Here is a 16,498-nt window from a genome sequence, read left to right as displayed (position 1 = left end):
ATCGTGCGAGGTCAGCTGAGATTGTCGATGAACTCGAAGAGTTCGTGATCGTCCGCGGTGTCCAGGTGGTCGGCATCGCTGCCCGGATCGGCGGCGCCGGCGTCCCTGCCTTCGAGTTCACGCAGCAGGGCGGACAATGTGGTCGCCAGGGACGACCGGTCGGCGGCGGAGAGTTCGGCGGAGGCGAGACTGTAGGCCAGCGCTTCGACTTCGGCGGCGAGCCGTTTCGCCGGGTCCTCCACCGGAGCGATCTCCTGGCGGAGATAGCCCGCCAGGTCCCTCGGAGTCGGGTAGTCGAACATCGCCGTCGCGGGCACCTGGACGCCTGCGGCCGATTTCAACCGGTTGCGGAATTCCATGACACCGAGTGAGTCGAATCCGATGTCGCTGAAGGGTTTGTCGGCGGCGATGGTCTCGGCGTCGCTCCCGAGAACCGCCGCGGCTTCGGCGCGGATCAGATCGAGGACGACGCGGTCCTGCTCGGCGGTCGACAGGCCCGCAAGGCGGTTCACCGGTTGCGGCGATCCACCCACCACGGCCTCGGCTCGGCGCCGCGCGGGTCCGACCAGGTCGCGCACGATCGGCCGCGGGTCGTGATCGGCGATCTCCGTGAGCGCGGACCGGTCGATGCGGGCCGCCACGAACGCGGCCCTGCTACCTGACAGCGCGGCGTCGAACAGCGCCATCCCCTCGCGCTCGCCCAACGGCGGGAAACCCTCCCGCCGCAAACGGGCGAAGTCGGCGTCAGCGAGTGTCCGCGTCATGCCGGTGCTCTGCTGCCACGGCCCCCACGCGATCGACGTCGCGGGCAAGCCGTTCACCCGCCGGTGTTGCGCCAGCGCGTCCAGGAACACATTCGCCGCCGCGTAATTCGCCTGCCCCGCATTACCGATCACACCCGCGATCGACGAATACAACACGAACATCGACAGATCCAGATGCCGCGTCGCCTCGTGCAGATTCCACGCCGCATCCACCTTCGGCCGCAACACCTCCGCGATCCGCTCCGCCGTCATGTTCTCCAGCAGCGCGTCGGCCAGTACCCCAGCCGCGTGCACGACACCGGTCAACCGATGCTCCGGCGGGATCGCCGCCAGTACCGCATCCAACGAATCCCGGTCCGCCGCATCGCAAGCGACCACGTCCACGTGCGCGCCGAGAGCGACGAGCTCGTCACGCAACTTCCCCGCACCGGGTGTATCCGGGCCGCGTCTGCTCGCCAGCACCAGCCTGCGCACCCCGTACTCGGTGACCAGATGCCGAGCCGCCAACGCACCCAGCCCACCGGTACCACCGGTGATCAACACCGTCCCCTCAGGCCGCAACGGCGCGGGCACCGTCAGCACGTTCTTGCCGATATGCCGAGCCTGGCTCATGAATCGCAATGCCCCGGGCACATCCCGGATGTCCCATGCGGTGAGTGGAGACGCAGTGAGCACACCCGCCTCGAACAGATCGACGATGCGGGTCAAGATCTCGTGGAGCCGGTCGGGCCCCAGGTCCATGAGCATGAAACCGGTGTAGGCGACTCCGGGATGTTCGGCGGCTACCTGTGCCGGATCGCGCCGATCCAGCATCCCCATCTCCACGAACCGGCCACCCGGCCCGAGCAGACGCAAACCCGCATCCACGAACTCACCCGCCAACGAATCCAACACCACATCCACACCACCCAGCCCCGCACGGAACTTCCCCTCGAAATCGAGCGACCGCGAATCACCGATCTCCTCGTCACCGAAACCCAACCCCCGCAGAACATCCCACTTCGGACGACTCGCCGTCACCACCAACCGCGCACCCAACCACCGCCCCAACTGCACCGCAGCCAACCCCACCCCACCCGTCGCCGCATGCACCAACACCCGCTCCCCAGCGCGCACCCCCGCCACATCCACCAACCCATAGAACGCCGTCGCGAACACCGCAGGCACCGCCGCCGCCTCCGCGAACGACCACCCCGCAGGCATCCGCACCACCAATCGGCGATCAACCGCCACCACCGACCTCACACCCGACAGGAACCCGAAGACTCGATCTCCCGGCACGAGGTTCGGCACTTCGGAACCCACCTCGACCACCACACCGGCGCCCTCCACACCCAGCGCAGCGTCCGGATCGGGGTAGGTGCCGAGCGAGACGAGTACGTCCCGGAAGTTCAGGCCCACCGCCATCGTGCGCACCCGCACCTGCCCCGGAGCCAGTGGCTCCCAGGCGTCCCGAAGTACGCGCAGGCCGAAATTGTCCGCGGTCAGGGTGCCTTTCCCGGTCGGCGCGAACGACCATTCCCGGTGGTCGGAAGTCCCGGCGGCCAATAGCTCCGCGCCACGCAGGCGGGCGTCCTCCGCGCGCCCGGCACGGTGGAGACGCGGCGCGTGCGGAATGCCGCCGCGGACGGCGAGTTGCGGTTCGGCGTTCAGAGTCAGCGCCAGGACGACGCTCTCCCGGTAATCGGCCCAGTCGCCGACGTCGACGAGCAGGATCCGCTCCGGGTGCTCGCTCTGGGCGGTGCGCAGCATTCCCCACGCCGCTCCCGCGGCCGGGTCGACGGACTCACCGGCATGGACCGGCACCGCCCGCCGGGTCACCACCACGATCCGACCGTCTCGTTCCAGCAGCTCTCGTACGCGGCTCGTCGTCGCGGTCACCACCGCTCGCACAATCGCGGGCAGCTCACCCTTCTCGGCCTCGGTTTCGAGCCGGACCACCGTCGCGTCCGCGCCCGCGACCTGCACGGTCTCGAGATCACCTGCGACTTCCCAGGCCGCGGTCACGCTCGGCTCGACGGCGGGCAGTGCGATCCAGTCGATGCCGTAGCCGGAGGCGCGGCGGCGCACCGACGCGAACACATCGGCCGAGAGCCTGCGCAGGCTCAACGCACCGATCTCGGCCACGGGCCGACCCGAGACATCGCTGAGCGTCACCGCGATTCGGGTTTCTCCCGCCGCTACGGCGGATACGGCGGCATGGACTCGCACCGTGGTCGCTCCGGCCGCGTACAACCTGACGTTCTCCCACGAGTGCGGCACGGCCACCGCACCGTCCTCCGATTCGGCCAGCCCACCGAGCAGGACGGAGTGCAGCGCCGCGTCCAGCAGCGCCGGATGCACTCCGTACCCGCCGATCTGCGATCGAGCGGACTCGGGCAGCACGACCTCGGCGAAGACCTCACCGTCGCCGCGCCACAGCGCGGAAAGCCCCCGGAACGCGGGGCCGTACTCGTAGCCGAGCTCGGCCAGATCCGCATACGCGCCGGTGAGTTCACGCGCGGTCGAGCCTGCCGGTGGCCAGCTCGTCGCCACCGACGCGGCTGACGGGCCATCCGCTCGCGCGGCCACCGTCGCGGTCGCGTGACGTACCCACTCGGCAGAGTCGGCACCGGGCTCCTCGCCGTCCCGCGACCGCGAATACACCGTGACCGCCCGTGCACCGGATTCATCCGGCCCACCGGCGACCACCCGCAATTCGACGGCACCCGCCGCGGGCACCGGCAAGGGCGTCTCGATCACCAGCTCCGACACCGCGGGACAGTCCACTGCCGCGCCCACGTGCAAGACGAGTTCGACGAAGGCGGCGCCGGGGAACACGACCGCCCCACCGACCGCGTGATCGGCCAGCCACGGATGATCCGCTCCGGACACTCGCCCGGTGAACACGACATCCGGCGAATCCGGCAACCGCACCAAAGCGCCCAGCAGTGGATGACCCGCGTCGTCCAGTCCCGAGCGCGAGACATCCGCCACCCGGACCGGTGGCAACCAGTACCGCCGATGCTCGAACGCGTAGGTCGGCAGTGCTACCCGCTCGACCGCTCGGCCTGCGAACAGCGGCGTCCAGTCCACCGGCACTCCTCCGGCGGTGGCCTGCGCCAGCGCGGTCACGAGCTGATCCGGCTCGTCGGTCGCGCGCCGAGCGGCCGCGATCACGATCGATTCCGCTTCCGCGTCGGGCTTTTCGGCCAGACACTGCCGAACCATGGCGGCCAGCACGGCATCCGGGCCGACCTCGACGAACCGCCGGACGCCGTCGTCGATCAGGGTGGCGATGCCCGGTGCGAACCGGACGCACCCGCGCACCTGGGCGACCCAGTAGTCCGGGTCGGTCGGTTCGGCATCGATCAGGGCGCCCGTCACATTCGACACGATCGGCAGGGACGGCCGATGGTAGGTCAAGCCTCGGGCCACCCGGCGGAATTCGTCCAGCATCGGTTCCATCGCCGCCGAATGGAACGCATGGCTCACCCGCAGCCGTGAAGTCCGCGCGTTCGCCGTGGCCAGCCGGTCGGCGATCGCGTCGATCGCGGCGGACGCGCCGGAGAACACCACCGCTCCCGGACCGTTCACCGCGGCCAGCGAAACCTCACCGGCGAACTCCTCGAGCAGATCCACCGCCTGTCCTTCGGGGATCGCCGCGGCCAGCATCGCGCCGCCGCCGGGCAATGCGCCCATCAACCGCCCACGCGCCACCACCAGCGCGCACGCGTCCGGCAGTGACCACACCCCGGCGAGATACGCGGCGGTCAGTTCGCCGATCGAATGTCCGATCAGCACGTCCGGAACGACGCCGAACGATTCCAGCAGCCGGAACAGCGCCACCTCGAACGCGAACAGGGCGGGCTGGGTGAATTCGGTCCGCTCCAGCAGCCCGGCGCCGTCCGGATCGAAGACCAGCTCCCGCAGCGACCGGCCGAGCAGCGGATCGATATGGGCGCAGATCTCGTCGAAGGCCGTGGCGAACACGCCGAACGCCGCGTACAGACCGGCGCCCATCCCGGCGCGTTGAGCGCCCTGCCCGGTGAACAGGAACGCCGTCCGGCCCGCCCCATTCGTCTTCGCCGCGATCGCGCCCGGGCTGCCTGCGGCCAATTCGGCCAGCCCGGCCAGCAGTTCGTCCCGGTCGCGTCCGACGACGGCGCCGCGCCACGGCAGTTGCGCACGGGTGGTGAGCAGCGCGTGGGCGGTGTCCCATGGTGTGGCGTCGGGGTGGCGGATCGACCATCGCCGTAGCCGCTCGGCCTGCGACCGCAGGCCCGACTCGGATTCGGCCGACACCAGCCAGGGCACGACCGTCTCGATGCGTGGCCCGGGAGCGGGCACGATCGGTGACAGCCCCGCCGCGGGCGCCTCTTCCAGAATGACGTGCGCGTTGGTGCCGCTGACGCCGAAGGACGACACGCCCGCCCGGCGGACGCGGTCCCCGGTGGGCCACGCCTCTGCCTCGGTCAGCAGTCGCACGGCGCCCGCCGACCAGTCCACATGCGGGCTCGGCTCGTCCGCGTGCAGTGTCTTCGGCAGGGTTTCGTGCCGCAGCGCCTGCACCATCTTGATCACGCCGCCGACGCCCGCGGCGGCGATGGTGTGGCCGAGATTGGATTTCACCGACCCGATGAGCAGCGGGCGACCGGCGCGGTCGCGCCCGTAGGCATTGATCAGGGCCCGGGCCTCGATCGGATCGCCCAACGTCGTCCCGGTTCCGTGCGCCTCCACCGCGTCGACATCCGCGGGCGTCAACCCCGCGTCGGCCAGCGCCGCCGCGATCACCCGCTCCTGCGACGGACCGTTCGGCGCGGTCAGGCCATTGCTCGCACCGTCCTGGTTGATCGCGCTACCGCGTACGAGAGCGAGCACGGTGTGCCCGAGGCGCTGGGCATCGGACAGCCGTTCGAGCACGAGCACCCCCACGCCCTCGGCGAATCCGACGCCGTCGGCGTCGGCGGAGAACGATTTGCAGCGTCCATCGGGCGCCAGGCCGCGCTGGCGGGCGAAGTCGACGTAGAGATACGGATCGGCCGCGACCGTCACACCGCTGGCCAGTGCCAGCGAGGTCTCTCCGTCGCGCAGGGCGCGGGTGGCCTGATGCAGGGCGACCAGCGACGAGGAGCACGCGGTGTCCACGGTGACGGCCGGGCCTTCGAAACCGAAGACGTAGGCCACCCGGCCGGAGATCACGCTGTGCGTGGTGCCGGTGAGGCGGTAGCCCTCCAGTTCTCCGGTGACCCGGTCGCCGTAGCCGGATGAGCACGCTCCGGCGAAGACGCCGGTATCGCTGCCACGCAACGCGACCGGGTCGACACCGGCATTCTCGAGGGCCTCCCAGGTCGCTTCCAGCAGCAAGCGCTGCTGGGGGTCCATGGCGGACGCCTCCCTGGGACCGATGCCGAAGAAGCCGGCGTCGAAATCGCCTGCGTCCGCGAGGAATCCGCCGCGGCGGGTGTAGGAGGTACCCGGTTTGTCCGGGTCGGCGTCGAACAGTCGCTCGAGATCCCAGCCGCGGTCGGTGGGAAAGTCTCCGCTGGCGTCCACGCCGGCGGCCAGCAGGTCCCAGAGACTCTCCGGTGAGGTGACCCCGCCGGGGAAGCGGCAGCTCATGCCCACGATGGCGATCGGTTCGTCGACCGCGCGATCCCGGCGTGGCGCCTGTTCGGCGGGTTGCTCGGCGGCGGTCGGCGCCGCCAGAGAGCGCACCAGCTTCGCCATAGCTGTGGCGGTCGGGTGGTCGAAGACCAGCGTCGACGGCAGTTGCAGACCGGTGGCTTCGGACAGCCTGTTGCGGAATTCCATGACACCGAGTGAGTCGAAGCCGATGTCTCGGAACGGTTTGTCCGCCGGTATCGACTCGGCGCTCGTATGTCCCAGCACCGCCGCCGCCTGGGCGCGGATGAGATCGAGGACGACGCGGTCCTGTTCGGCAGCCGAGCGACCCGCCAGCCGCGTAGCCAGTTCCGGTCGCTGCGCCACCGTATCGGCGACCCTGCGGCGGGACGGTCGCACCAAATCGCTTGTCAGGGCGCGAGCTTTGGTTTCCGCCAGTGCGTCACGGTCGACGCGGACAGCCACGAACGACGACGCGCCGCCCGCGAGTGCCGCGTCGAACAGGGCCATCCCCTCGCGCTCGCCCAACGGCGGGAAACCCTCCCGCCGCAAACGGGCGATATCGGCATCACCCAACGCGCCCGTCATACCGGTGCTGCGACTCCACAGTCCCCACGCGATCGAGGTCGCCGCCAGGCCGTTCACCCGCCGGTGTTGCGCCAGCGCGTCCAGGAACACATTCGCCGCCGCGTAATTCGCCTGCCCCGCATTACCGATCACACCCGCGATCGACGAATACAACACGAACATCGACAGATCCAGATGCCGCGTCGCTTCGTGCAGATTCCACGCCGCATCCACCTTCGGCCGCAACACCTCCGCGATCCGCTCCGCCGTCAAGCCGGTGAACAGGCCGTCGGCGAGCACACCCGCGGCGTGGACGACGCCGGTCAGGGGATGCTCGGACGGGATCGCCGCGAGCGTCGTCTCGAGTGCGTCCCGGTCCGCCGCGTCACAGGCGACGACCTCCACGTGCGCACCCAGAGCCTCGAGTTCGTCGCGGAGTTCGGCCGCACCGGGCGTTTCCGGGCCGCGTCTGCTCGCCAGCACCAGCCTGCGCACCCCGTACTCGGTGACCAGATGCCGAGCCGCCAACGCACCCAGCCCACCGGTACCACCGGTGATCAACACCGTCCCCTCAGGCCGCAACGGCGCGGGCACCGTCAGCACGTTCTTGCCGATATGCCGAGCCTGACTCATCAACCGCAACGCCTCCGGCGCCTGCCGCAGATCCCATGCGGTGAGCGGGGACGGCGTCAAGATCCCGGCCTCGAACAGCGCCACAACCGTTGTCAGGATCTCCCGCAGCCGTTCCGGCGCCACCTCCAGCAGGACGAAACTGTCGTACCGCACCCCGGGGTGTTCGGCGGCTACCTGCTCGGGATCACGCCGATCCAGCAACCCCATCTCCACGAACCGGCCACCCGGCCCGAGCAAACGCAAACCCGCATCCACGAACTCACCCGCCAACGAATCCAACACCACATCCACACCACCCAGCCCCGCACGGAACTTCCCCTCGAAATCGAGCGACCGCGAATCACCGATCTCCTCGTCACCGAAACCCAACCCCCGCAGAACATCCCACTTCGGACGACTCGCAGTAACCACCAACCGCGCACCCAACCACCGCCCCAACTGCACCGCAGCCAACCCCACCCCACCCGTCGCCGCATGCACCAACACCGTCTCTCCACCGCGCGTCCCCGCGACATCCACCAATCCGTAGAACGCCGTCACGAACACCGCGGGTACCGCCGCCGCCTCCGCGAACGACCACCCCGCGGGAATCGGCACCAACAACCGGCAGTCCGCCACCACGACCGACCCCACACCCGACAAGAACCCGAAAACACGTTCGCCCGGCACGAGATTCGGCACTTCGGAACCCACCTCGACCACCACACCGGCGCCCTCCACACCCAGCACAGCGTCCGGATCGGGGTACATGCCCAAGGCGATCAAGGCGTCGCGGAAATTGAGACCGACCGCCCGCAGCGCCACCCGGACCTCGCCGGGGCCGAGCGGCCGCGACGCGTCCGGCGTCTCCGTCAGCGTCAGGTTGTCGCCGGTCAGGGCACCTTTGCCATGGTGGGTCAGCGCCCACGCCGGAGCACGCGTCGCCACGCTCGCGTTCCCGACGTCGCCCGCTGCCCGGTGCAAGCGCGCGACGTGCGCGACACCACGACGGACGGCGAACTGGGGTTCGGTGCTCGTGGTCATCGCGAGCGCGGCGCTCTCCCGATATTCGGCCCAGTCGTCGACGTCGACGAGAAGAAGCCGATCCGGGTGCTCGGTCTGTGCGGTGCGCAGCAACCCCCACGCCGCGGCCGCGATCGGATCCACCGATTCACCCGGATGCACCGCCACGGCCTGGCGGGTCACCACGACGATAGGCGTCTCCCGCTCCAGCAGCCGCTGCACCCGCGTGGTCACCACGGTCACTACATTCCGTACCGATTCCGGCACAGCGCCGCCCGCGGCCTCGTCGAGCCGGATCACCGTCGCCACCCGTCCCTCGACGCGCACGGTGTCGCCGTCTTCGGCTTCGCTCCAGACCCCGGCGGCCGCGACTTCCGGCGCGGACGACGCGACCCACTCCACCCGGTAGCCGAGTCCCTCGCTGCGCGGCCGGGACCGTCCGAGCGCCTCGACCGGGATCGGGCGCATGGTCAACGCGCCCACCTCGGCCACCGGCAGGTCCGAGGTATCGGTGAGGGTCACCGCGATCCGCGGTCCGGCGGACGGGGAGCCGGACAGGGACGCGTGGACCCGCAGTGTGGTCGCTCCCGTCGCGTACAGCCTGACGTTCTCCCAGGAGAACGGCACCGCGACCGTCCCATCCGGCACGTCGGAGACGAGCCCGCCGAGCAGGACCGCGTGCAGCGCCGCGTCCAGCACTGCCGGATGTACGCCGAATTCGGCGGCGCCGGCGCGGCCGGGCTCCGGCAGTGTCACTTCGGCGAAGACTTCGCCGTCACCGCGCCACAGGGCGGTCAGTCCCTGGAACACCGGACCGTATTCGTAGCCACGCTCGGCCAACTCCGCGTAGGCAGCGGAAATATCGATCGCGGCCACAGCGGCCGGTGGGCGGACGGCCACGACCGACGCCTCGGCCGCATCCGCTTCGGCGGTGATCGTGGCGACGGCGTGCCGGACCCACGGCGTGCTCGAGTTCCGGTCGGCCGCATCGTGCCCGACACGGGATGCGGCCTCGTCCGACCGGGAGTACACCGACACCCTGCGCCTGCCCGACTCGTCCGGTGCGGCGGCCACCGCCCGTAGCTCGACGGTCCCCGACGACGGCACCACCAAGGGCGCCTCGAGCACCAGTTCCGACACCCGCGTGCACTCGACCACCGCGCCGACGTGCAGGACGAGCTCCACGAAGGCGGTTCCGGGGAGCAACGCCACACCCGCGACAGCGTGATCGGACAGCCACGGATATGCCGAACGCGACAGCCGGCCAGTGAACACCGCCTCGTCGCTTTCCGGCAGCCGGACCATCGCCGCCAGCAACGGATGCGCCGCCTCGTCCAGACCCGACTGCCGAATATCCGGCACACCGCCGGGCGCCAGCCAGTGCCGCTTGTGCTCGAACGCGTACCGCGGCAAGTCCACCCGGGTGGCGACGGGCGCCAATGCCCCTGCGGCCAGGTCGATACCGGCACAGTGGGCGCGCGCCAGCGCGAGCGAGAGTTGTTCCGGCCCACCGAGTTCGCGTCTCAGGCTGCCCAGCACGGCCACGCGGCCGGACATGCCGATGGCATCCGCCGCCAGCTCGATCCCTACGGTCAAAACCGGGTGCGGGCTGACCTCGATGAAGGCGTTCACACCCGCTCGCTGCAGCGTTGTGACCGACTCGGCGAACCGGACAGGCTCGCGCAGGCCGCGATACCAGTAGGCGGCGTCCAGCGTCGCGGTGTCGACGTAGTCCGCGGACACGGTCGAGAAGAACGGCACCGAACCGGATACCGGCGCGACCGGAGCCAGCTCCGTCAGGACCCGTTCGCGGATGGCTTCGACCGCGACCGAATGCGACGCGTAGTCCACCGGAATCCGTTTCGCCCACACACCGTCGGCCGCGCAGGCCGCGAGGAATTCGTCCACGGCGGAGGTCTCCCCCGACACCACGGTCTGCCCCGGCCCGTTCACCGCCGCCACCGACAACCGGTCCCCGAACCCGGCCAAGCGGTCCGCGACCGCCTCTGCCGCCAGCCCGACCGACACCATGCCACCGGCCCCCGCCAGTTCCTCCGCGACGATCCGGGACCGGACGGCGACCACACGCGCGCCGTCGGCGAGCGAAAGCCCGCCCGCCACCACGGCCGCCGCGATCTCACCCTGCGAATGCCCCACCACCGCGGCGGGCTCCACACCGCTCGCCCGCCACACTCGCGCCAGCGACACCAGCACCGCGAAAAGCGCGGGCTGCACCACATCCACCCGGTCCAACGATGCCGCGCCCGGCTCCCCACGCAGGACGGAGGTCAGCGACCAGTCCACGAACGGCGCCAGCGCCGCCTCGCAGTCCGCGATCGACTCCGCGAAAACTCGATGCGTGGCGAGCAGTTCGGCGCCCATCGCGGGCCATTGGCTGCCCTGACCCGGGAACACGAACGCCACCCGCCGCGCCGTGGCACGGCCCGTGACCACGGAATCGCTGTCGGAGGCTTCGGCCAGACTCGCGAGCCCGGACCGCAGATCCCCGAGGTCGCGCCCGACCACCGCGGCGCGAAACTCCAGCTGCGCGCGGTGCCGCAGCAGTGTGTGCGCCACATCCGCCACGTCTACGTCGTCTTGCGCGGTGAGCCATTCGGTGAGCCGAACCGCTTGCGCACGCAATGCTTCCGGGGTGCGCGCGGACACCGTCCACGTCCGGACACCGCGATCACCATCACCCGGATCATCTGCGGCGGTGAGTATTTCGACCGAAATCGTCTGCGGCGGAGCTTCTTCCAAAATCAGGTGCGCGTTCGTCCCGCTCATACCGAACGACGACACCCCGGCACGACGCAGCCGGTCGCCCGCAGGCCATGGCTCCGGCTCGCTCAGCAGCCGCACCGAACCCGCCGACCAGTCCACGTGCGGACTCGGCGCATCGAGATGCACTGTCTTCGGCAGGATCTCGTGCCGCAACGCCTGCACCATCTTGATCACGCCACCGACACCGGCGGCCGCGACGGCGTGACCGATATTCGATTTCACCGACCCGATGCGCAGCGGTTCCGCTCGCTCGGCGCCGTAGGCGGCGATGAGCGCCTGCGCTTCGATCGGATCGCCCAGCGCGGTACCGGTTCCGTGCGCCTCCACCGCGTCCACATCGGCGGGCCGCAACCCCGCGTCGGCCAGCGCCGCCGCGATCACCCGCTCCTGCGACGGACCGTTCGGCGCGGTCAGGCCATTGCTCGCACCGTCCTGGTTGATCGCGCTACCGCGCACGACCGCCAGGACCCGGTGCCCGAGGCGACGGGCGTCGGCGAGGCGTTCGACGACCAGCACGCCGACGCCCTCGGACCAGGTCACGCCGTCGGCCGCGGCGGAGAAGGGCTTGCACCGCGCGTCCGCCGCCAACCCCCGCTGACGCGCGAAGTCGACGAACAGCGCCGGACTCGCCGAGATGCTCACCCCACCGGCCAGCGCCAGGGAGGTCTCGCCCTGGCGCAGCGCCTGACAAGCCAGGTGCAGTGAGACCAGCGACGAGGAACACGCGGTGTCGATCGTGACCGCGGGACCTTCCAGGCCGAAGGCGTAGGCCACGCGGCCGGAGATGACGCTGTGCGACGTCCCGGTCAGCCGGAAACCCTCGTACTCCCCGGTCACGCCGTCGGCGTAGCCGGAGGCGCAGGCGCCGACGTACACACCGGCATCCGTACCGCGGAGCGCGGCGGGGTCCAGGCCCGCGTCTTCCAACGCCTCCCAGGCGACTTCCAGCATCAGCCGCTGCTGCGGATCCATCGCCGCCGCCTCCCGCGGCCCGATGCCGAAGAACCCGGCGTCGAATTCCGCCGCGCCGGAAAGGAATCCGCCTTCGCGGATGTAGACCGTGCCCGGCTCGTCCGGATCGGGATGGAACAGCCGCTCCAGGTCCCATCCCCGGTCTTCGGGGAACGGCGTGATCGCGTCGGTTTCGGAGGCGACCAGCCGCCACAGGTCCTCGGCCGATCCGACACCGCCCGGGAAGCGGCAGCCGATCCCGACGATGGCGATCGGCTCGTCGGATCGGACGCGGCGCACGGTACGCGGCGCGGCGGGATCGGTCCCTTCGAGCCGAGCGCGCACCAGCCGCGCCACCGCGGTGGGCGTGGGGTGGTCGAACATCAGCGTCGCGGGCAGCGTCAGCCCGGTGGCCGCGGCCAGCCGGTCGCGCAACTGGACGCCGCTCAGCGAGTCGAATCCGAAGGCGGTGAACGGCAGATCGGCGGGCACGGCCTCGGGAGACTCATAGCCGAGTACCGCGGCGGCCTGTTCGGCGACGACGTTCAGCACGAGCGCGTCGCGCTCCGGCTCGGGGACGGCGAACAGCCGCGGCGCGAGCGGACCCTCTACCGCGGCGCGCCTGCGACGCGTCGGCGCGGACACGGGCACCGCCGCCGGGGACTCGTCCATCACCCGATCGACCATGCGCAGCCGCAGCGAGTCGATCATCAGAACCGGTTCACCGTCCTCGGAGACGGCCGTCACCCGCACGGTGTCCGCATCGACCCGCTCGATCCGCACCTGGGCGGCGGCGATGCCGGAGCGATACAGCTGAGCGCCGGTGAACGACAGAGGCATCGGCGTCCGGGCGGGTGCGTCGTGGGCGAGCAGATCCGTCGCGGCGTGGGCCATGGCATCCAGCAGCGCGGGATGGATGCCGAACCGGCCCTGATCGCCGACCGACTCATCGAGCGACACCTCGGCGAACGCGTCGCGACCGCGCAGCCAGGACGCCGTGACGCCCTGGAATGCCACACCGTAGCCGAGTCCGCGGCCTGCCAGTCGGTCGTAGAGTTCCTCGGCGGCCACCGGTTCGGCTCCGGCGGGCGGCCACTCGACGTCCGGCCGGGCGGGGATCTCGTCGCGGTCTCCGGCCAGCACTCCCTGCGCGCACCGAGACCATTCCGCAGCGGCACCCGTGGCGGGCCGGGCGTGGACGGTGAACGTCCGCCGACCACTCCCGTCGGCTGCCGCGACGCGCACCTGGATCGTCCACGGCGTGTTCGCGGGCAGCGACGCCTCGATCCGCAGTTCCTCGACCTGCGCGGCCTCCACTCGAGCGCCCACGCTCCACGCGACATCGAGCCAGACCGCCGCGGGCACCGCAGGAGCCCCGAAGACGAGGTGATCCGTCAGCCAGTGCTGGGTGTCGGGGGACAGAAGCCCGGTGAACAGCCATTCGTCGCGCTCCGCCACCGGCACCGCGGCGCCCAGTATCGGATGATCCGGCGCGACCAGCCCGGCACGGCGCAGATCCGCCGCGCCCGCGCCGACCTCAGGCGTCCAGCACCGGCGGCGCTGGAACGCGTAGACCGGCAGGTCGACTCGCGCGGCCGGCGGAGCCAATTCCGCCGCCACCGCGTCGACACCCGCGCAGTAGACCCGGGCCGACGCCGCGGCGAACTCCTCCGGGCCCCCGTGACCACGCCGGAGCGTGCCGCACACCGCCACTCGATCGGTCGCGCCCAACGCCTCGGCCACCAGTTCGATCGCCGAGGCGACCACCGGATGCGGACTCGTCTCCACGAATGCCGTCATCTCCGCGCGCAGCAACGCCTCGATCGCCTCGGCGAATCGCACCTGCTCGCGCAACCCGCGATACCAGTACGCCGCGTCCAGGCCGGAGGTGTCCACGAACTCGGCCGTCACCGTCGAGAAGAACGGAATCGCACCGGCTTTCGGCTGTATCGGCGCCAAGTCGGCCAGCACGCGGTCGCGAATACGTTCCACCGCCGCCGAATGCGACGCGTAGTCCACCGGAATACGTTTCGCCCAGATCCCTTCCGCCGCGCACTCGGCCAGGAACCGCTCGATCGCGTCGGCCGCCCCGGACACCACGGTCTGGCCGGGCGCGTTCACCGCCGCGACCGACAATCGGCCGCCGAAGGCCGCCAGCCGGCCGGCGACCGCGTCACCCGGCAAGCCGACCGACGCCATACCGCCCGAGCCCGCGAGCAGTTCCGCGACCGCGCGCGACCGCAGGGCCACCACGCGCGCTCCGTCCGCGAGCGACAGTGCACCGGCCACCACCGCGGCCGCGATCTCGCCCTGCGAATGCCCCACCACCGCGGACGGCCGCACACCGGCCGCCTGCCACCGCCGCGCCAGCGATACCAGCATCGCGAACAGGACCGGCTGCACCACGTCCACGCGATCCAGCGAGGCGGCTCCCGGCGTCCCGCGCAGCACGTCGGTCAGCGACCAGTCCACGAACGGCGCCAGCGCCGCCTCGCATTCCGCGATCGACGCCGCGAAGACCTCGTCCGACGCCAGCAGTCCGGCGCCCATTCCCACCCACTGGCTGCCCTGGCCAGGGAACACGAACACCACCCGGCGCGCCGCGGCCCGGCCGGACACCACCGTGGGATCAGCGGCGACCAGGTCGGGTGCCGGGTCGGCCAAGGCGGCGAGCCCGGCACGCATCCGATCGGCGCCGGACCCCACCACCGCTGCCCGCCACTCCATCGGCGTCCGGGTGTGGGCGAGCGAGTACGCCACCTCGGCGGTACCGGCTCGCGGGTGCTCCGCCAGCCACTCCCGCAAACGAACAGCCTGCTCCCGCAAGGCTTCCCGACTCCGGGCCGACAGCAGCCACACCGCGGGCCGGGTCTCGCCGGTCACCTCGACGGCAGCCGTCGCGGGCGCCTCCTCGAGGATCACGTGCGCGTTCGTTCCCCCCATCCCGAACGACGACACACCGGCCCGGCGACGCGCGTCGCCCGTCCACGGCTGCGTGCTGGTCTGCACCCGCAGGCCCAACTCGTCCAGCGGGATACGGGGATTGGGGTTTCGGAAGTTCAGGCTGGGCGCGAGCTGCCCGTGCCGCAGGCACAGTGCGGTCTTGATCAATCCCGCGATTCCCGCGGCGCCTTCCAGATGCCCGATATTGGTCTTGACCGAACCCACGGCCAGCCGTCGGCCAGCCGGGCGGCCCGCGCCGTAGATTTCGCCCAGCGCCGCTGCCTCCACCGGGTCGCCCGCGGGCGTGCCGGTGCCGTGCAATTCCACGTACTGCACCGATGCGCCGTCGACCCGGGCCGCCGTCAGCGCGGCCCGGATGACGGCGGCCTGGGCAGCGCCGCTCGGGGCGCTCAATACCTGCCGCTCGTTGCCGTTGTTGACGGCACTGCCACGGATCACGGCGTAGATCCGGTGCCCCGCGGCGATCGCACGCTCCACTGGCTCGAGCACGATCATGCCGCCGCCTTCGCCGCGGACGGTGCCGTCGGCCCGGTCGTCGAAGGTGTGGCATTTCCCCGACGCCGAATGCGCGCCGAACTGCTCGTACCGCTCGCCGCTCAACGGAGACAGGATGAGATTCAGCCCGCCCGCCACGGCCACCTCGCATTCGCCGCCGCGGATCGATTCGCAGGCCAGGTGCACCGCGACCAAGGACGAGGACTGCCCGCTGTCGACGACCATGCTCGGCCCGGTGAACCCGTAGTAGTTCGAGATCCGGTTGGCGGTGACCCCTCGTCCGACGGCCCACAGCGAATGCCGACCGACGCCGGTGCTGCCCTGCGCGGCAACGATTTCGGCGAAATCGGTGCCGGTGCAGCCGAGGAACACGCCGGCCCGCGCCCCCGTCGCGTCGCCGAGACCGGCGTCCTCCCACGCCTCCCAGCTGAGCTCGAGCCCGAGCAACTGCTGGGGGTCGATGGCGTTCGCCTCGTTCGGTGGGACGCCGAAGAATCCGGCATCGAATTCGGTGGCCGAGTCGAGGAATCCCGCGGTCTCCTCGAGACCGGGCCGGTCGGCGGGCGCCTGCCCGACGGCATCGCGGCCCTCGCGCAGCAACCGCCAGAACTTCTCCAGGTCGGAAGCGCCCGGCATCCGGCACGACATTCCGACGATGGCGATGTCATTCGCCGCTTCGACCATGGGATTTCCTCTGTCTCGCCGCTTCGATGCCGCGTGCCGCGCCCGCCCGG

The 16,498-nt window shown here is 71.0% G+C and carries 1 protein-coding gene; it reads right to left on the bottom strand.

The genetic code is table 11. The features are described from left to right. Positions 1 to 11 precede the first annotated feature (11 nt). Complete coding sequence (locus tag ACFV2O_RS32870) at positions 12 to 16,448, bottom strand: SDR family NAD(P)-dependent oxidoreductase (protein ID WP_379255495.1); 16,437 nt, start codon at positions 16,446 to 16,448, stop codon at positions 12 to 14. Between the last annotated feature and the right edge of the window lie 50 nt (positions 16,449 to 16,498).

This window comes from Nocardia sp. NPDC059691 (assembly GCF_042733915.1).
GTDB classification, from domain to species: Bacteria; Actinomycetota; Actinomycetes; order Mycobacteriales; family Mycobacteriaceae; genus Nocardia; species Nocardia sichangensis.
This window is presented reverse-complemented; position numbering and strand designations above follow the sequence as displayed.